The following is a 17047-nucleotide window of genomic DNA, read 5'->3' on the forward strand; positions in this document are numbered from 1 at the left end:
GCACTACCCCACGGGGCGCAGCCCCACGTACCCACCCGAACCGATGCGCGGCCCAGATCTCCAGCGCCAGCAGCAGCGCGATGATCGCCAGCGGCAGCAGCAACCCCAGGTACACGCCCGGCATCATGCCGTTGATCTGCGCCTTCACCAGCCGCAGCACGCCACGCGTATGCAGCAGCTCATCCATGCGCATGGTCAGCGCCTCACGCACCATCTTCGGCTCCAGGCCCACAGTGCCAGCCTTGTCGATCAGCGTGTCTTCCACCATCGCGCGCAGCAACCCGGCGCGCACCTTGCCGATCACCCAGCCCACGCCGCGTGCCATCGGCCCGTTACCCAGACGATCCACGCCGGGCAGCGGATGCTCGCGCAGGTAGATCGCAGCAAGCGAATCGGCAACGTCACCCACGGTGCCCTGGCTCTGCAGCGCGGCACGCATGCGCTCGTCTTCCAGCGAGTCGGTGAAGCCGCTGCTCCACCCTTCCACCATCGTCTGCAGGTGCGGCTGGAAGTGGTCGAGCTGCTTGAACAGCGCGCGGTGTGCGCCGGCGGTGAAACCCAATTGCAGGCCGAAGAACGCGACAAGCAACGGCAGCAGCACCACATACGAGGCCAGCAGCCCGTGGTGCCAACGCCGCTGCCGGCGCAGCCAACCGCGTCGATGCAGCCCGCGCCAGGCGAAGATGCCCAGCACCAGCCCCAACAGCGTGCCCAGCACGCTGCCGCCGATCAGATCGAGCACGCTCAGGCCGGTCCAGAATTCGCCAAGCCAGTACTGCGCTTCCTGCATGGTGTTGCCTTCCATGGTTCAGTGCGGCCGCCATGGTAACCGCGACCCGATGCTCGGCTGCTCTCTGCCGCCGGCGGGTGCGGACCGTCGGCCAGCCGGCAGGTGCAGACCGTTGGACAGCCGATGGGTGCGGCCCCTCGCCCAGCCGGTCGGTGCGGCCCCTCAGCCGGTGGGTGCGGACCGTTGGTCCGCACGCCCCCACGCAGTCGCCCGCCAGCGGCCGGCACGACCCGGCAAGCAATGCGACAATCGCACTCCTTTCCTGCAACAACGAGGCCCACATGGCCAAACTGACCCTGGCCAGCGTGGACACGCTGCGTACCCGCTTCACTGATGATGCCGCCTGCGATGCAGCGCTGTCCGCCTTTGCCGACCCGGCTGCGGCGCGCGTACCGCTGCGTGAGCTGGTCGAGGCACAGCACCGCTACCTGCGGGCCGAACACGAAGTGGCACAGGTGGCCGACATCCTGCGCCGCGACCAGAAGTACGCACCGGTGGGTCGCCCGTCGGTGCATATCGTGCAGCTGCGCAAGCAGCAGGCAACGACCAAGCAGGCCGCGCTGATCGCCCGCCAGGTAGTGGCGCAGGCGGCGCAGACGTTCGTGCGTGCGAGCGGGTTGGTGGTGAAGGCCAAGCAGAGCCCGAGCGAAGCGTCGGCGGCGTGGCTGGGCGCGTTGCGCTAAGCGCGCGTGCCCGGTAGTGGCCAACCTTGGTTGGCCTGCGGAGTGCTCGTGCGCCAACCGAGGTTGGCACCTACCGGGTAGTGCCGGCCGCCGGCCGGCAACCTCGGGGTAGTTGGATGCATGCAGTTGCCGGCCAGCGGCCGGCACTACCAGACGATCGGGCCACCGAGTGATTCGGCAATCGGCCAATCAGGCAATCGAGCGACCCGTCCAGGACGCCGCCAAAAAGAAGGCCCGCATTTCAGCGGGCCTTCTGCCTTCTCACGACGAGTGAGCGGGAGGGATCAAGCCGCCGGCTTCTCGCCGGTGGCTTCGGTGGTGATGCGGATCTTCACTTCATCGCTGACGTTCGGGGCGTAGGCGCCGACGCCGAAATCGCTGCGCTTGATCGTGGTGGTGGCATCGAAGCCGGCGGCCGGAACCTTGGCCATCGGGTGCTCGCCGCCGCCGTTGACGGTGACGTCCAGGGTCACCGGCTTGGTGATGTCCTTGATGGTCAGGTCGCCGGTGACGGTCAGCTTGTTGGTGCCGGCCGCTTCAACCTTGGTGCTCTTGAAGCTGGCAGCCGGGAACTTGGCAGCGTCGAAGAAGTCGGCGCTCTTCAGGTGCTCGTCGAACTTGGCGGTGAAGCTGTTCAGGCCGCTCAGCGGCAGCTTCACTTCCACGGTGGACTTGGTGACGTCGGTGGCGTCGTACACCAGGGTGCCTTCGACGTTGCCGAAGTGCGCGCTCGGGTTGGAGAAGCCGAAGTGGCTCCACTGCGCCAGCACGTCGGTATGGGTCGGGTCGAGCTTGTAGGTGCCCGAGGCGATGGTGATGGCGGCAGCAGCCGGGGCGGCAGCAGCGGCATCGGCGGCCGGGGTGGTGGCAGCCTGTTCGGTGGCGGCCGGGGCAGCAGCATCGGCCGCCGGGGCGGCGGTGTCGGCCGGCTTGGAGCAGGCGGCGATGGCCAGGGTCAGGGCCAGCGGCAGCAGCAGTTTACGGGTGGCGCTCATCTCAGGAACTCTCCGGATCGTAGGGTGGGAACACAGTGCAGCAATGGCCCGCCACGGCGGGCGGGCCCGAAACCGTTACAGCGACTTACGCGATGCGCGCCGCTTCGTCGAAGGACAGGCGCGGCAGACGGGGGAACAGGCCCGAATCGTCACCGTACCCCAGGTTGACCAGGAAATTCGACTTGATGCTGGTGCCGGCGAAGAAGGCTTCATCGACCTTGGCGTTGTCGAAGCCGGACATCGGGCCGGCATCCAGGCCCAGCGCGCGTGCGGCCAGGATCAGGTAGGCACCCTGCAGGCTGCCGTTGCGGAACGCGCCTTCATGGCGGCCTTCGCGCGGGCCGTCGAACCAGGCCTTGGCGTCGGTGTGCGGGAACAGGTACGGCAGCTTCTCGTGGAAGTCCTGGTCGAAGGCGACGATGACGGTGACCGGGGCGGCCAGGGTCTTGTTGTGGTTGCCTTCGGACAGGGCCGGGGCCAGCTTGGCCTTGGCTTCGGTCGACTTCACGAACACGAAGCGCGCCGGGCTGCCGTTGGCGGCGGTCGGGCCCCACTTCAGCAGGTCGTACAGGGCGTGCAGCTGGGCGTCTTCGACCGGCTTGTCGAGGAAGGCGTTCTGGGTACGGGCAGTGCGGAACAACTGGTCCAGTGCAGCAGCGTCGAGCGCGTGGGACATCGGTGGATCTCCAGGGCGGCTAAGGTCTGTGCCCGCGGGCGGCGCGGGGCGAAACGTCGATCCGCAGTGTAGAGTGTCGCGACTGTTGCAACACCCAGCAGGGTTGAAACGAATTAATGCCAATGGTGAAACGATCGAGCGCGCCTTGGACGGTCACCGACGGCCGTGCCGGCAATGTCCGGCAGGCGGTCGCGCTGGCCTCGGCGCTGCGCCAAGGCACCCACCGCCCCCTGATCCTGCAGCCCCGGGCGCCATGGCGCTGGCTGGCACCGCGGCGCTTGCCCGGTGATGTACACGGCTACGGCCAAGCCCTGGCAACCCTCGCCGCCGATGCGCCCGCGCTGGCGATCGGCTGTGGCCGCCAGGCCGCCGGCGCGCTACGCGTACTGCGTGCGCGCGGCAGCCAGGTGGTGCAGATCCTCGACCCGCGCATCGGTTCCCGTCACTGGGATGTGGTGGTGGTGCCCGAACATGACGCGCTGCGCGGCAGCAACGTGTTGACCCTGATCGGCAGCCTGAACCCGGTGGACGATGACTGGCTGGCCTGGGGCCGCGCCGCGTTCGCCAGCTTCAGTACCCTGCCCGGCCCGCGCACCGCGCTGCTGGTGGGCGGCCCGACGCCGCTGGCGCCGTGGGACGAAACCGCGATGGTGCATGTATTCCAGGCGCTGGCCGAGCAGATCCGCAGCGAGGGCGGCAGCCTGCTGGCGACAACGTCGCGACGCACGCCGCCAGCATTGGCCGAGATCCTGCGCGCGAAGTTCGCCGATCTGCCGCATGTGATCTGGGGCGATGGCGGCGATGGCGTGAACCCGTATGCGGGCCTGCTCGGCTGGGCCAACCGCGTGGTGGTGTCGCCCGATTCGGTGAACCTGCTGTCCGAGGCCAGCGCCACCCGCATGCCGGTGATGGTGGCCCTGGCCGATACCGCACAGGGACGGTTGGCACGCTTCCAGCAGCAGCTGCGCGAGCGCGGGCGCCTGCAGCCGCGTTGGCTGGACTGGCAGTACGACCGCATTGAACCGCTGCGCGAAACCACGCGGATTGCCGCGGAGGTCAAAGCACGCCTGGCATCACGGTAGTGCCGGCCGCTGGCCGGCAACTCATGATCTTCGGCGACGTATATGCGGATGCCGGCCAGCGGCCGGCACTACCTCCCCCCCTGTGGAGCCCTGATTCCAGCGATGCGGGTATGATCGGCGCGCGGGCCTGCCCGCGTCTGGAGCGGTATACATGGAACGTCTGCATCGCCTGCGCTGCGCCCTGCTGCTGTCGATGGGCCTGCTGGCCACCGCGCCGGCATGGGCCGACAGCGGCACCTGCCGCGAGCGCTACCCCAGCGTGGCCGCGCAGGCGGCGATGTTCGATGTGGCGTGGACCACGGCCGAGCGCCTGGATGCGCTGCCCGACGTGGACGTGGTGATCGCCGCGCGTGGCGGCCAGGACCTGAGCCGCTACGGCCTGCGCCACAGCCACTTGGCCTTCCTGCTGCGCGAGGACGACGGCCGCTGGCGCGCGATGCACTTGCTCAACCGCTGCAAGACCGACAGCTCGCAGCTGTACCGCGAGGGCCTGGGCAATTTCGTCGGTGAAAGCGGCACCCATACCGATCTGCGCATCGGCGTGCCGCCCCCGGCGTTGCAGGCTGCCCTGAAGCGGATGCTGGCAGCGCCGGCGATCCAGCCCAAGGCGCTGCACGAATCGAACTACAACGTCGTGGCCTATCCGTTCGCGACCGACTTCCAGAATTCCAACCAGTGGATCCTGGAATTGCTGGCCGCAGCGATGGCGCAGGCCGAAGGGGGCCCGGTCATCCTCAAGCGCGAACAGGCACAGCAATGGCTGCGCGCGCAGAAGTACCAGCCCAGCGTGCTGCATATCGGCTTGGGCAAGCGCGTGGGTGCGCGCTTGTTCGTGGCCAACGCCACCACCACCGATCATCCGGCCAGCGAACGCATTTCCGGCAACTACTCGGTGGTGACGGTGGAATCGGTATTCGACTTCCTGCACCAGCGCAGCCAGCTGCAGCAGGAACTGACCATTGCGCATGCGACGGCCGACACTGCCGCAGCTGCGCCCTGACCTGGCAAGGAGAAGATGATGCGCAACCTGCAGTTTTCCGCGTTGGCCGTGCTTCTGTGCGGCAGCCTGTTGTCTGCAGCGCCGGCACATGCCGAGCGCCGCATCGTGATCCTCCAGAACAGCGTGCCCGAGGGGCCGAGCCTGGCCATGTCCGCGCCGATGGTGGAACGGGCGCGCGCAGCCGCGGCTGGGGAAACCGACGATGCGGGCATGCCCCCCGGCCAAGGACCGCGGGTGACGCTGCCGCAGATGCAGGTCAGCGCCATCTCCACCACCGTCGATGGTCGCCGTGAGGTGCTGCTGCAGGACCCCGCCAACCCGCAGAACACCGCGTCCGTGCAGTGGCCCAAGCGCCCCGGTGACCCGGCCGTGCAGTTCACCGTGGGCCAGACCGTGAACTTCGAGCCTGCTGAATCGGGCAACGGCTGGCGGGTGAGCGACAACCAGGGCCGGCCGCTGGAATACCTGCCCGAGGCCACCGGCCCGCGCGACATTTTCGATACGCAGCGCTGAGCCGCTGCCTTCATCCCGACCAGGAGGTCACCATGCTTCGTTCCCTGCGCGCCCCCGCTGCCGCCCTGCTGCTCTCGGCCCTGACCGTGCCGACCGTGCACGCTGGCGCCGCCCCGCACATCAACAGCGGCCAGGCCAGCGTGCTGGTCACGTCGCTGATCGTGGTGTCGGTTCCGCTGGCCACCTCGATGGGCCTGGCCGCGCTGTCCAAGGCGCCGTTCAAGGCCAGCGAGCGCAATGGCCGGGTGGCCGAGCGCACCCCTGCGGTACCGCTGCCGCCGATGGAAGTGAAGCAGGTGGCGACCACCGCCGCTGGCGAGCGCCAGGTGCAGCTGCAGGTGCCGGACAAGGCCGACCAGACCGCCACTCTGCAGTGGCCGGCGATCGAGGGCGAAGACCCGGTGGCCGGTTTCGTGGTGGGCCAGCAGGTGCGCTTCGACCCGACCGATGCCGGTGCCGGCTGGACAGTGAAGAACAGTGACGGCAAGGCCCTGGCCTATGTGCCGACCGCCTATGCCGCCGGCGACGCGCTGAGCGAGCAGCTGTAAAACTGAACGGCCGTTTTTGGCTTTGCGGCGGGCCGGGCGGATAATGGGCGATCCCCTTTGTCCCCTGGCTCGCCATGTCCGTGCGTCCTGCGCCTGTTTTTGCCCCGTTGACCGCCCGCGCCCTGGTGCTGGCGGTGCTGGCCATGGGCGCGGTGGTGCTGCTGTCCAACGTGCTGGTGCAGTACCCCATCAATGACTGGCTGACCTGGGGTGCTTTCAGCTACCCGGTGGCCTTTCTGGTCAGCAACCTGATCAACCGCCGCTTCGGCCCGGGCCCGGCCCGCCGCGTGGCGTGGATCGGGTTTGCGGTGGCGGTGCTGCTGTCGGTGTGGGTGGCGACGCCGCGCATTGCGATCGCCTCGTGCTCGGCCTTCATCGTGGCCCAGTTGCTGGACATCACCGTATTCGATCGCCTGCGTCGCGGCAACTGGTGGCGCGCACCGATGGTGGCCACCACCTGCAGCGCCACGGTGGACACCACGATCTTCTGGTCGATCGCCTTCGCCGGTTCCACCCTGCCGTGGGTGAGCTGGGCGGCGGGCGACCTGGCGGTGAAGCTGGCGATCGGCGTGTGCCTGCTGGCCCCGTTCCGCGCGCTGCTGTGGAAGATGGCGCCGCTGCGTACAGCGGGCTGACCACCATTGATCCGGTAGCTGCCAACCTTGGTTGGCACACCCCATGGAACCCGGTGGGTGCCGACCTTGGTTGGCACACTCCATGGAACCGGTGGGTGCCGACCGTTGGTCGGCACGCTTCTTCAGGGTTCATCGCAGCTGAGGGATTGTGCCTACCAACGGTCGACACCTACCAATGGAAGGCCATCGGCGGGCCATTGACCCGGTAGCTGCCAACCCTGGTCGGCACGCTGGACACCCCCACATCACCTGCGTCACGCTACGTCGATGGAAACGGACGCCACGTACAAGATCGCCGTGGAACGGCAGGTGCGTCAATACCTGACCGCCGCCGCCGCCGCCGCAGGACACGATGGACTGCGCACTCGCGGGCTGGGCTGGGTATTGCGCGAAGGCCGCACGGAAATCGCCAGCCTGTCCCTGTGTCCGCTGCGCAATGCGGGCGGTTGGTCAGCCATGATGGAGGTGGCCTGCCCGCAGGCGCTGGCCTTCTGCCAACAGTGGGCTGATGGCACGCCTTCTGCGCTGTTCAACCCGCAGACGGTGATGGCCACCACCTCATCTGCCGGCGGCCTGCCGGGCTTCGCAGGCCAGAGCGGCGTCATCGTACGCGCCGGCACACACGATGCCGATGCCCTGGCCCAGCACCTGGTCGAGCGACTTTCGGCCAGCGGCCTGGCACACATGCTGGCGTGGCGCAGCGTATCGGCGTCGCTGATCGACGATGTGGTGGCCCGCGCCGAGTTTCATGCATGGCCGCTGCAGACGGTGCTGTATATCGCGCACCACAACGGCATGCGCGCCGATGATCCGCGCCTGCGCGACGCCCTGCAGCGCCGCGCGATCATGCGCCGTGGCCAACGCGACCGCGTGTTGGTGGAACAGGTGCTGGCCTCGGGCTAGCTTGGGCATGGTCGCTGCCAACCTTGGTTGGCACGATCCTCCAGCGTTGATGGCGCCGGCAACAGCGTGCCAACCAAGGTTGGCACCTACCAGGAGCGCATCCCCAGCGAGGCGCATCCCGCCCTCTGCTGGTCAGGCGAACGGCAGCTCCGCGGCGATGCACGCGGCGCGGATCGCCGCACACGCCTCTTCGATGGCCGGCGTCGTCGGCGCCAAGCGCGGTCGGCGATCCAGCGTGCAGGCCAGCCCGACCTCCAGCAGCGTGGCATGCGCGCCATGCAGCGCCTGTGCGGTGGCTTCGGGCAGGAACCCCGCCGCGGCCAGCGCGTCGATCAAGGCAGGCGTGGCACGCGGCTGCAGCAACGCAGGGGTTTGCGCACTGCATGCCAGCACGCCGGTCTGCAGCAGGAACTCCAGGTCGACCACGCCGCCTTCGCCCTGCTTCAGGTCGAGCCGCGCGGCATCGCTGCGGTCCAGTTCGGTGCGCATGCGCCCGCGCATCTTCACCACATCGGCATACAGCGTTGCGCGATCACGTTCGCGGCCCAAGGTCTGTGCACGTACCTGTTCGAAATCCTGCAGCAGGCTGGCATCGCCGGCCACGCCGCGTGCGCGCACCAGCGCCTGGTGCTCCCAGGTCCATGCGCGATCGCGCTGGTACTCGGTGTAGCTGGCCAGCGAAGACACCAGCGAGCCCTTGCCACCATCCGGACGCAGGCGCACGTCGATGTCGTACAGGCGGCCGGCGGCGGTGACCGCAGCCAGCAGCGCCATTACCTTCTGCGCCAGGCGTGCATACCAGCGGCCCGGTTCCAGCGGGCGCGCGCCGTCACTGGCTTCCACGCCCGGCGGGTGATCGTGCAGGAACACCAGGTCCAGATCCGAGCCGAAACCCAGCTCCAGGCCGCCCAGGCTGCCGTACCCGATGATCGCGAAGCGGCCGCCGGCGATAGCGCCGTGCGCGGCGTGCATATCGGCCTCGGCCATCGCCAACACGGTGATGACCACCGCCTGCGCCAGTTCGGCCAGTTGCCGGGTGCTGTCGACCGCGCCCTGGCGGCCATCCAGCGTGGCCATGGCCATGCGGAAGCTCAACGCCAGGCGCGTTTCATTGAGCCAGCGCAGCTGCGATTCGGGATCTTCCACCGGCAGCACCTGCCGGCATTCGGCCAGCATGCCGGCGGCGTCGGGCATCGGCCCGGACACGCGTACGTCCAGCAGTTCGTCCAGCAGCAGCGGATACGCGGCCAGGCGTTCGGCCAGCAGCGCGCTGCGTGCCAGCACGTCGACCAGGCGCGCGAGCGCGCTGGGCTGTTCGTCCAGCAGCGCCAGGTAGCTGGTACGGCGCAGCACTGCCTGCAGCAGGCCGAGCACGCGCTTGAGTGCGGCATCGGGCTGCGGTGAACGGGTGGCGGCGTGCAGCAGTGCCGGCAGTACGCGGTCCAGGCGCGCGCGCGCGGCATCGGACAGCGACTTCACACCCGTGCCGTGAGCGAAATCGCGCAGTGACTGGTCTGCGCCATTGGCATCGAGGAAACCGGCCTCGGCCAGCAGTGGCGCGTTGCTGCCCTCGGGCAGGCTGCGCCAGTAGTTGGCCAGCGCATCGGGTGCTGCCTGGCCCTTGCGTGGTGCCAGCAGCGCACCGAACTCGGTACTGACGCGCTGCTGCTGCACACGCAGCGCGTCGCGCAGCGCATCCCAATCGGCATAGCCGAGGCCGACGGCAATCCGCTGGCGATCCAGCACATCGCTGGGCAGCACATGGGTCTGCGCATCGCGCAGCATCTGCAGGCGGTTTTCCAGCCGGCGCAGGAACAGATAGGCCTCGCGCAGTGCGGCGCCATCATCGCGGGCGATCTGCCCGGCAGCCACCAGGGCATCCAGCGCGACCAGCAACCGCCGCTCACGCAGCACCGGCTCGCGGCCACCGCGAATGAGCTGCAACGCCTGGCACAGGAATTCGATCTCGCGGATACCACCGGCACCGCGCTTGATGTCGTCGTGCATCTCGCGCCGGGCGACTTCCGCGGTGATCGCCGCCTTCATCTCGCGCAGGCCGTCGAGCGCGGTGAAATCGAGGTAGCGGCGGTACACGAACGGACGCAGGGTCTGCAGCCAGGCCTCGCCAGCGGCAATGTCGCCTGCCACCGCGCGCGCCTTCAACCAGGCATAGCGCTCCCAGTCGCGGCCTTCGCGCTGGAAGTACTGATCCATTGCGGCAAAGGACAGCGCGACGCGGCCCGCGCTGCCGAACGGGCGCAGGCGCAGGTCGACGCGATGGCTGAAGCCATCGACGGTGGTTTCATCCAGCAGCTTGGCCAGGCGCTGGCCGAGCCGAGCGAAGTACTCCTCGGCCGCCAGCGCGCGCGGACCGTCGGATTCACCGCCCTGCACGTAGGCGTAGACCAGATCGACATCGGAACTGAAGTTGAGCTCGCCACCGCCCAGCTTGCCCAGCCCGAACACCACCAGTTGCTGCGGTTGGCCGTTGTCATCGGTGATCACCCCGTGGCGCTGGGCGAACTCCTGCTGCAGGGCGTCCAGCGCCAAGCGCAGGCAGTCCTCGGCCAGCGCGGTGGCGCCCGCCAGGGTCTGCGGCACGTCGTCCAGCCCGGCCAGGTCGCGCCAGATCAAGCGGGTGGACATCGCCGTGCGCCAGCGTCGCAGTTGTGCCGGCCAGTCGCTGGGCTGCAGCGGGTCGAGCACCGGCGCCGGCAGCGGCGGGCAGCCCGGCGCGGCCAGCTGCGCCAGCAGGCCGGGCTGGCGCACCAGGGTGTCGATGGCGAAATCGCTGCTGATGGCCAGCTGCACCAGCATCGGCTGCAGTTCGGCCGGGATGGGATCGGGCACTGCCTGGGCCAGGCGCGCCAGCGCGCGGTCGACGAGGGGCTGCAGGGTGGCGGGCAATTCGGCGGGGGCGAGGGTCATGCACTGATTCTCGCGGGGTCGCATCCCTTTGCCAACGGCGAAGGGCTGCGCCCCTTTGCTGCGGCCTGTCGGGTCAGAGCCTTTTGCCGTTGGCAAAAGGATCCGACCCCGGCACCGCGCATTCATCTTGGGCGACAGGCAATAAAAAAGCCCGCTTGCAGCGAACTGCCAGCGGGCTCTGCTCCCTCCCCCACGTCGGGATGCAGGGCCATCGTGCGGTGTACGAAAGTACTTTGCACGCTGCACTGCAAAACAAAACTGACGGGTATGGGAGAGGCCTTGCCGGAAACACCATTCCACGAAGGTAGAACCCCCCGTACAGGAGGGGATGGCCGATAATCGGAATTCCCCCCAGAAATGCTGTCGTCATGACTGTTGATCGCATCGCCAACGCGCGTCTTCGTGACCGCGTGGTCTCCGCCGAGGCCGCAGCCGCGCTGATCCAGCCCGGTGAAACCGTGGCCATGAGCGGCTTTACCGGCTCCGGTTATCCCAAGGCCGTTCCCGTTGAGCTGGCCCGCCGCATCGAATCGGTGCATGCCCAGGGCCTGCCCTTCCAGATCAGCCTGATGACCGGCGCCTCCACCGCGCCGGAACTCGATGGCGCGCTGGCCAAGGCCGATGGCATCGCCATGCGCATGCCGTTCCAGAGCGACCCGGATGCGCGCAACCGCATCAACGAGGGCAAGCTGGATTACATCGACATCCACCTCAGCCACGTCGCCCAGCACGTCTGGTTCGGCTTCTACGGCGAGATCGATACCGCCGTGGTCGAGGTCTCGGCGATCCGCGAGGATGGCTCGCTGGTGCCGTCCACCTCGGTGGGCAACAACAAGACCTGGCTGGACCTGGCCAAGAAAGTGATCGTCGAGGTCAACGAGTGGCAGCCGGCCGGCGTGGACGGCATGCATGACATCTACTACGGCACCGCCCTGCCGCCGCACCGCAAGCCGATTCCGCTGGTGAACGCCAACGACCGCATCGGCGAGACCGCGCTGCGCTGCGACCCGGACAAGATCGTGGCCGTGGTGCGCACCAACGGCCCGGACCGCAACAGCCCGTTCAGCCCGATCGATGCGACCAGCGAGCAGATCGCCGCGCATCTGATCGAGTTCCTGCAGCACGAAGTAAAGCGCGGCCGCCTGCCGGCCAACCTGCTGCCGCTGCAGTCGGGCGTGGGCAACATCCCCAATGCGGTGCTGGCCGGCCTGGCCAAGAGTGGTTTCCGCGACCTGGCCGCGTTCACCGAAGTGATCCAGGACGGCATGCTCGACCTGCTGCGCAACGGCGTGCTGAGCTACGCCTCGTGCACCGGCTTCGCACTGAGCCCGCAGGCCAACGAGACGTTCAAGGAGAACATCGATTTCTACCGCGAGCGCATCATCATGCGCACGCAGGAAATCTCCAACCATCCGGAACTGGTGCGCCGCCTGGGCTGCATCGGCATGAACGGCATGATCGAGGTGGACATCTACGGCAACGTCAATTCGACGCACGTGATGGGTACGCGGATCATGAACGGCATCGGCGGTTCGGGCGACTTCGCGCGCAATGGCTTCCTGTCTGCGTTCCTGAGCCCGTCGACGGCGAAGAACGGCACCATTTCGGCGATCGTGCCGATGGCCAGCCATGTCGACCACACCGAGCACGACGTGTCGGTGATCGTGACCGAACAGGGCCTGGCCGATCTGCGTGGCCTGACCCCGCGCAAGCGCGCGCAGGTGCTGATCGACAACTGCGCGCACCCGGATTTCCGCGCGCAGCTGCAGGACTACTTCGACCGCGCCAGCCGCGAGAGCTACGGCAAGCACACCCCGCACCTGCTGCCGGAGGCGCTGTCGTGGCACCAGCGGTGGCTGGATACGGGCACCATGAAGGGCTGAGTATTGCCGGTTCGCCGGGCATGGCCCGGCGCTACCCCGCATCGCACCTTGGTAGCGCCGGGCCATGCCCGGCGGGTGTGCCGCATCAGCTGCGCAGGCTCGCCAGCGATTCGGCCTGGATGCGCTCGTAGATCTCGAACTCATCGTTCACCGCTGCACCCAGCGCCTGTTCGAAGGCCTCGCGATTGGCATGGGCGGCGTACGCGCGCTGCTCGCCACCGCCCAGGTTCGACTGGAAGATGCCTGCGGCGCTGACCGGCAGGAAGTCCTCGTAGACGATCGGATCGGCCGTGGCCAGGCCCGCGGCAACCAGCACTTCGGCCGGCAGATCGGCCACGCGCTCCGGCGCGGCGCGGCCAGCGTCGGTCAGCTGGTAGCGGTAATACCCCAGGCCTTCCTGGCGCAGGGTGTCGTGGTCATCCGGGAAGCTGGCGAACACCGCCTGCAGGCGCTGCCCATAGTCGCCACCGGTGCTGCCCGCGCCGTCGGCATCGCGCGCCTGCGTCAGCAGCTGGTCGTACAGCGCGCGGCCCTTGGCGGTCAGCGCCAGGCCGCGCTGCTCGATCTCGCCGAAGCGCGCGGTATGGGTACCGGCGTCGCCGCCCTCGTTGCCCGGGAAGTGCACCGCCTCTTCCAGCGCCTTGAAGCTGGTCTGCCGCAGCAGGATCGGGCAGGCACGGCGCGGCGGGCCCTCGATCACCGCCTTGGCGGCCATGCCGTGCTCGATCATCGCCGCCTGCGCAGCGTCGATGTCCAGCGTGCGCGGGGTCAGGTGGTTGATGTGCGGGCCACGGAAGCTGACCACGTCGGCCACCAGCCGGTGTGCCTTGTGCAGGGCATGGTAGGTCGGCAAGTCGACGGTGGCGTCGCCATGCCAGCGGAAGGTTTCCAGCGCCTGTTCGACGAAGCGCTCGGCATCGGCCTGGGTGAGGCCACCGTCACGTTCGGCCTGGTCGATCAGCGCCAGTGCCTCGTCGGTGAAGATGCGGCGACGGGCGAGGATTTCGGCCGACTGCGCACGCAGTGCCTCGTCTTCGATCAGCTCCAGGCGCAGCAGCGAGGTGAACACGCGGAACGGGTTCAGTGCCAGCGCAGCGGCGGTCAGCGGGCGGAAGGCGGTGGAATGCACCGGCACGCCGGCCACCGACAGATCGTAGTAGCCCACCGGGTACATGCCCATCACCGCGAACAGGCGGCGCAGGGTTGCCAGTTCCTGCGGGGTACCGACGCGGATCGCGCCGTGGCGTTCTTCATCCAGGCGGGCACGCTCGTCGTTGCGCAGCAGCTGCGCGGCCAGCGCCGGGTCCTGCGCCAGGACCTGCGTGTTGATCCGCTCCACCAGTTCCACCAGCGTGCCGTACAACGGCACTTCGGTGCGGTACATGCGGGACATGGCCTGGGCGAACAGGCGGCGGATCACATCAGGCGAAACGAAAGAGGCGCTCATCAGTCACTCGATTACGGGAACGGGGAACAGCTCGGACCCGTATTGTCGCCGGAGCGCGCGGCGGCGGCGATACGCAGAGCAACATGAAGAACATCGGTAGCGCCGGGCCATGCCCGGCGAATCCCAGGGCCGCGCTGCGCGCTCGCCGGGCGTGGCCCGGCGCTACGGCTTCAACTGCCGCTTCAGCGTGGCATCGAGGGTGATCGGCCGATCCCAGTGCTCGTAGCTGGCCACGATGGCGTGGCGAACGGCCCGGTAGTGCAGGTTCTGCGGCTTGACCGGCATCCGCTTCACCACCTCGGCCCAGCCGCCCTCGGGGTCCTGGCTGAAGGCACGCACGCTGTCGCGGCAGGTCTGGCCACTGGCCTTGGCCCAGAAACAGGCGAAATAGATGTCGCCGGCCTGCCACCGGTGGGTGGTGGCCAGCGCGGCGATGTAACCGCGCGGTACACCGGCGTAGCGCGATACCTCGTCGAGGAAGGCATCGGGGTAACGCTCGGCGTAGTGGTTGATGTCGGCCAGCTGGGTGTCGACCCAGGCATCGCCGGTATCCACCTCATAGGTCGCCGAACGTTCGGCGGTCTGCTGCGCCAGCACGATGGCCGGCGCCAGCAGCAGGGACAACAGCAGGGCGCGCAGTGGCAGTTTCATCCTTCGATTCTGCCGCAGCCGCCGCGCCGTGTCAGGCTGCGGCAGCGGCCTTGGCCTCGATCGTCGCCAGCGCCGCCGGCCAGTCCCAGGCGGTATCGGCGTTGACCATGCGTGGTTCGTCGTCGGCCACGCCGTGCTGGGTCTCGTGCGCCCAGGTCACCGCGTACGGGGTGTGGATACCCCAGCCGCCAAGGGTGATCACCGGTTCGATGTCCGAGCGCAGCGAATTGCCGACCATCACGAACTGCTGCATCGGCAGGTCGAATTCGGCCAGCACGCGGGCATAGGTTTCCGGGTCCTTCTCGGACACGATCTCGATGCGCGGGAACAGGTCCGCCAGCGCCGCGACCTTGATCTTGGCTTCCTGGTGGAACAGGTCGCCCTTGGTGATCAGCACCACCGGGTACTGCGCGGCGATGGCGGCCACCGACTCGCGTACGCCGTCGATCAGTTCGACCGGGTGGCGCAGGGTGTCATGGCCGATATCGAGGATGCGCTGGATGTCCTTGGCTTCGATCCGCTGCGAGGTGATCTCGATGGCCGCTTCGATCATCGACAGCGTCATGCTTTTCACCCCGTAACCGAACACGCCGAGGTGGCGCTGCTGCACTTCCAGCAGGTGGCGGGCGGTCTGGGTGTCGTGGACGTCGATGTAGCGCGACAGCAGGTCCAGGTAATCCTGCTCGGCCTTGCGGTAGTAGTCCTCGCTCTTCCAGAGCGTGTCGTCACCGTCAAAACCGACCAGGCCGATGGCGCGCGAGGGCGCAGGCGTGGAGGTGTTCATCGCCCTAGGATACAGGCGCGGCGATGACGAAAAAAACCCGGGTGGCCGAAGCCACCCGGGTTGCCCATGCACCGGTTGTCCCGAATTCAACCGTGGATCAGCGACCCTGGCCTGCGGCCGTGCCACCCGCGCCAGCACCCGACTGCTGGGCGGCCACATAGGCCTTGTACTCGTCGGCGCTCAACTGGCCGTCCTTGTTGGCATCAGCCTGGTCGAACACCTGCGCAAGGCCCGCATTCACCTGCGACTCGCTCTTGCTGATGGTGCCGTTGCCATCGGTATCGATGCTGGCCCACGTCTGGCCACCGCCGTTGGCCTGCGCCGAGGCTGCTGCGGCCGCGTCGGTGGCCTGGTCAGCCGCTTGGCCTGCCTGTGCCGCCGCCTGCTGGGCCTGCGCCGCTTCGTTCTGTGCATGCGCGGCCTGCTGCTTGGCCGACTGCGCCATCGCCGGGATGGCCAACACGCTGCCGGCGGCGACGATCAGGGCGATCAGGGGCTTGCGGTTGCGAATAGTCATCTGGGGTGTCTCCTGAAGGGTGGTAGTGCGCGGTCGTTGTCTCCGCACGGCACCTACCCTGCCACCGCGTTTCTGAATCGATTTTGCGCCGCGATTCCCTCGAACACGCATGGTTAACCACCGGCGCAGGCGCATGCGTTAGCGCGGTGGTTAGTGCGAAGTGAGCAGGTAGTAAGACGAGCATTCAGCGCTGCACGATTTAACCGGCAGCGAACGAAAAACCTGCGTCAGTCGACGGTTTTTCCCGATGACCGCGAACTGAACAACACCCAACCCAATGCAACACCGGAGAGCGCACCGGCGATCTCCAGCACCACGCGGCTGCCCAGTTCGTTCGGATCGTGGATGGTGGACAGGAACAGGCGCGCATACAGCGGCGACTCCAGCCGCACGATGCCCATGTAGAACAGCTTCCAGGCGTCGATGCCGGCGGAGATGATCACCGCGATCACGCACGACCAGCCGATGGCATGGCCCACGGTCCAGTGCAGCACCCGGCACAGGTGGTGCCACAGGAAATACACCAGCAGGCCGACCAGCAGGGCGATGAGGCCCGCCTCGAGCGTACCGAGCAGGCCGAAATGCAGGGGAAGGTTCATCAGGCGGGGACGCAGGAGAAGGCGGCCAGTGTAAGGGGTATCGGCAGGGCTGCGCTCTGGTACGCGCCATCGCATACGCGCTGTCGCTCCCACGCTTCGCTGCGCGAACCGCGGGCCCCCCTTACCAGCTTCCATACCCCCGCCGCTTCGCGGCCGCCCCCTGACTCAGGGGGCTCTTCCCCAGACGAGTACCGGCGGCTTCAGTAGATCCACGCCATGCGTGGATGGATTTCCATCGAATCGAATATTTCGACAATTGAACGAAGAACATCCACGCATGGCGTGGACCTACCGTGTCGACCAAGGTCGACACCCACCAGGAGCACGCCAAGCCATTCCGACAGATCGCGGAAATCTGTCGAAGGCGGGGTGGGTCCGGTTGCGGGGGCGTGAGCGCCATGGATGGCGCGACC

17 protein-coding genes are annotated in these 17047 nt (G+C 68.0%); 8 read left to right on the forward strand and 9 right to left on the reverse strand.

Translation table 11 applies throughout. From position 1 onward, the window contains the following. Window positions 1–790 (reverse strand): hypothetical protein (locus tag TEP_RS17555; RefSeq protein WP_132826568.1); only part of this gene is annotated, 790 nt, incomplete at its 3' end. A 281-nt stretch (window positions 791–1071) separates the two neighbouring features. Here TEP_RS17555 and TEP_RS17560 point away from each other — a divergent pair. Continuing rightward, window positions 1072–1473 (forward strand): hypothetical protein, encoded by a 402-nt coding sequence (locus TEP_RS17560; protein WP_132826134.1) that lies wholly within the window; start codon window positions 1072–1074, stop codon window positions 1471–1473. 284 nt (window positions 1474–1757) lie between these two features. Here TEP_RS17560 and TEP_RS17565 read toward each other — a convergent pair whose 3' ends face one another. Together TEP_RS17565 and TEP_RS17570 are read right to left on the reverse strand one after the other, a co-directional pair. Then, the gene (locus TEP_RS17565) at window positions 1758–2468 is read right to left on the reverse strand and encodes a YceI family protein (RefSeq protein ID WP_132826135.1); all 711 of its coding nucleotides are present in this window, start codon (window positions 2466–2468) and stop codon (window positions 1758–1760) included. Window positions 2469–2553: 85 nt separating this feature from the next. Then, complete coding sequence (locus TEP_RS17570; RefSeq protein WP_132826136.1) at window positions 2554–3144, reverse strand: malonic semialdehyde reductase; 591 nt, start codon at window positions 3142–3144, stop codon at window positions 2554–2556. A 122-nt stretch (window positions 3145–3266) separates the two neighbouring features. Between TEP_RS17570 and TEP_RS17575 the strand changes: the two genes are divergently transcribed. The 6 genes from TEP_RS17575 (at window position 3267) to TEP_RS17600 (ending at window position 7825) form a co-directional block, all read left to right on the forward strand. Continuing rightward, window positions 3267–4226: a mitochondrial fission ELM1 family protein gene (locus TEP_RS17575; RefSeq protein WP_025878217.1), complete on the forward strand. Its 960-nt coding sequence runs from the start codon at window positions 3267–3269 to the stop codon at window positions 4224–4226. A gap of 151 nt (window positions 4227–4377) precedes the next feature. After that, window positions 4378–5226 carry a DUF2145 domain-containing protein gene (locus TEP_RS17580; protein ID WP_132826137.1) on the forward strand — a complete coding sequence of 283 codons (849 nt, stop codon included), beginning with the start codon at window positions 4378–4380 and terminating at the stop codon, window positions 5224–5226. Window positions 5227–5244: 18 nt separating this feature from the next. Further along, window positions 5245–5739 (forward strand): hypothetical protein, encoded by a 495-nt coding sequence (locus tag TEP_RS17585; RefSeq protein ID WP_132826138.1) that lies wholly within the window; start codon window positions 5245–5247, stop codon window positions 5737–5739. A gap of 32 nt (window positions 5740–5771) precedes the next feature. Further along, window positions 5772–6287, forward strand: a complete 516-nt coding sequence (locus tag TEP_RS17590) for a hypothetical protein (RefSeq protein WP_025878222.1) — start codon at window positions 5772–5774, stop codon at window positions 6285–6287. A 74-nt stretch (window positions 6288–6361) separates the two neighbouring features. Next, entirely contained in the window at window positions 6362–6922 is a 561-nt protein-coding gene (locus TEP_RS17595) for a queuosine precursor transporter (protein WP_132826139.1), read from the forward strand. Window positions 6923–7189: 267 nt separating this feature from the next. After that, complete coding sequence (locus tag TEP_RS17600; RefSeq protein WP_132826140.1) at window positions 7190–7825, forward strand: hypothetical protein; 636 nt, start codon at window positions 7190–7192, stop codon at window positions 7823–7825. Between the two features lie 132 nt (window positions 7826–7957). On the opposite strand, the gene glnE is transcribed toward TEP_RS17600, so the two are convergent. Next, the gene (gene glnE, locus TEP_RS17605; protein WP_132826141.1) at window positions 7958–10753 is read right to left on the reverse strand and encodes a bifunctional [glutamate--ammonia ligase]-adenylyl-L-tyrosine phosphorylase/[glutamate--ammonia-ligase] adenylyltransferase; all 2796 of its coding nucleotides are present in this window, start codon (window positions 10751–10753) and stop codon (window positions 7958–7960) included. 368 nt (window positions 10754–11121) lie between these two features. Here glnE and TEP_RS17610 point away from each other — a divergent pair, with 368 nt between their 5' ends. Then, window positions 11122–12636: an acetyl-CoA hydrolase/transferase family protein gene (locus tag TEP_RS17610; protein WP_132826142.1), complete on the forward strand. Its 1515-nt coding sequence runs from the start codon at window positions 11122–11124 to the stop codon at window positions 12634–12636. A gap of 85 nt (window positions 12637–12721) precedes the next feature. On the opposite strand, the gene TEP_RS17615 is transcribed toward TEP_RS17610, so the two are convergent. The 5 genes from TEP_RS17615 to TEP_RS17635 form a co-directional block, all read right to left on the reverse strand. Beyond that, entirely contained in the window at window positions 12722–14083 is a 1362-nt protein-coding gene (locus TEP_RS17615) for a VOC family protein (RefSeq protein ID WP_132826143.1), read from the reverse strand. Between the two features lie 162 nt (window positions 14084–14245). After that, complete coding sequence (locus tag TEP_RS17620; protein ID WP_132826144.1) at window positions 14246–14734, reverse strand: hypothetical protein; 489 nt, start codon at window positions 14732–14734, stop codon at window positions 14246–14248. A gap of 31 nt (window positions 14735–14765) precedes the next feature. Then, window positions 14766–15518, reverse strand: coding sequence for an HAD family hydrolase (locus tag TEP_RS17625; RefSeq protein ID WP_032975604.1), 753 nt, complete (start codon window positions 15516–15518; stop codon window positions 14766–14768). Between the two features lie 97 nt (window positions 15519–15615). Further along, window positions 15616–16035, reverse strand: a complete 420-nt coding sequence (locus TEP_RS17630; RefSeq protein ID WP_032975605.1) for an EF-hand domain-containing protein — start codon at window positions 16033–16035, stop codon at window positions 15616–15618. Between the two features lie 227 nt (window positions 16036–16262). Beyond that, on the reverse strand, window positions 16263–16634 hold the full coding sequence (locus TEP_RS17635; protein ID WP_132826145.1) for a hypothetical protein: 372 nt from the start codon (window positions 16632–16634) through the stop codon (window positions 16263–16265). Between the last annotated feature and the right edge of the window lie 413 nt (window positions 16635–17047).

This window comes from Stenotrophomonas sp. TEPEL (assembly GCF_004348785.1).
Taxonomy (GTDB): domain Bacteria; phylum Pseudomonadota; class Gammaproteobacteria; order Xanthomonadales; family Xanthomonadaceae; genus Stenotrophomonas; species Stenotrophomonas indicatrix.

Bases quoted from the DNA above. Each gene is read 5' to 3' on its own strand.
- TEP_RS17635 (WP_132826145.1), bottom strand. From the start codon at position 16,634: ATGAACCTTCCCCTGCATTTCGGCCTGCTCGGTACGCTCGAGGCGGGC.
- TEP_RS17595 (WP_132826139.1), top strand. From the start codon at position 6,362: ATGTCCGTGCGTCCTGCGCCTGTTTTTGCCCCGTTGACCGCCCGCGCC.
- TEP_RS17625 (WP_032975604.1), bottom strand. From the start codon at position 15,518: ATGAACACCTCCACGCCTGCGCCCTCGCGCGCCATCGGCCTGGTCGGT.
- TEP_RS17585 (WP_132826138.1), top strand. From the start codon at position 5,245: ATGCGCAACCTGCAGTTTTCCGCGTTGGCCGTGCTTCTGTGCGGCAGC.
- TEP_RS17600 (WP_132826140.1), top strand. From the start codon at position 7,190: ATGGAAACGGACGCCACGTACAAGATCGCCGTGGAACGGCAGGTGCGT.
- TEP_RS17615 (WP_132826143.1), bottom strand. From the start codon at position 14,083: ATGAGCGCCTCTTTCGTTTCGCCTGATGTGATCCGCCGCCTGTTCGCC.
- TEP_RS17575 (WP_025878217.1), top strand. From the start codon at position 3,267: ATGGTGAAACGATCGAGCGCGCCTTGGACGGTCACCGACGGCCGTGCC.
- TEP_RS17630 (WP_032975605.1), bottom strand. From the start codon at position 16,035: ATGACTATTCGCAACCGCAAGCCCCTGATCGCCCTGATCGTCGCCGCC.
- TEP_RS17620 (WP_132826144.1), bottom strand. From the start codon at position 14,734: ATGAAACTGCCACTGCGCGCCCTGCTGTTGTCCCTGCTGCTGGCGCCG.
- TEP_RS17565 (WP_132826135.1), bottom strand. From the start codon at position 2,468: ATGAGCGCCACCCGTAAACTGCTGCTGCCGCTGGCCCTGACCCTGGCC.
- TEP_RS17570 (WP_132826136.1), bottom strand. From the start codon at position 3,144: ATGTCCCACGCGCTCGACGCTGCTGCACTGGACCAGTTGTTCCGCACT.
- glnE (WP_132826141.1), bottom strand. From the start codon at position 10,753: ATGACCCTCGCCCCCGCCGAATTGCCCGCCACCCTGCAGCCCCTCGTC.
- TEP_RS17610 (WP_132826142.1), top strand. From the start codon at position 11,122: ATGACTGTTGATCGCATCGCCAACGCGCGTCTTCGTGACCGCGTGGTC.
- TEP_RS17560 (WP_132826134.1), top strand. From the start codon at position 1,072: ATGGCCAAACTGACCCTGGCCAGCGTGGACACGCTGCGTACCCGCTTC.
- TEP_RS17580 (WP_132826137.1), top strand. From the start codon at position 4,378: ATGGAACGTCTGCATCGCCTGCGCTGCGCCCTGCTGCTGTCGATGGGC.
- TEP_RS17590 (WP_025878222.1), top strand. From the start codon at position 5,772: ATGCTTCGTTCCCTGCGCGCCCCCGCTGCCGCCCTGCTGCTCTCGGCC.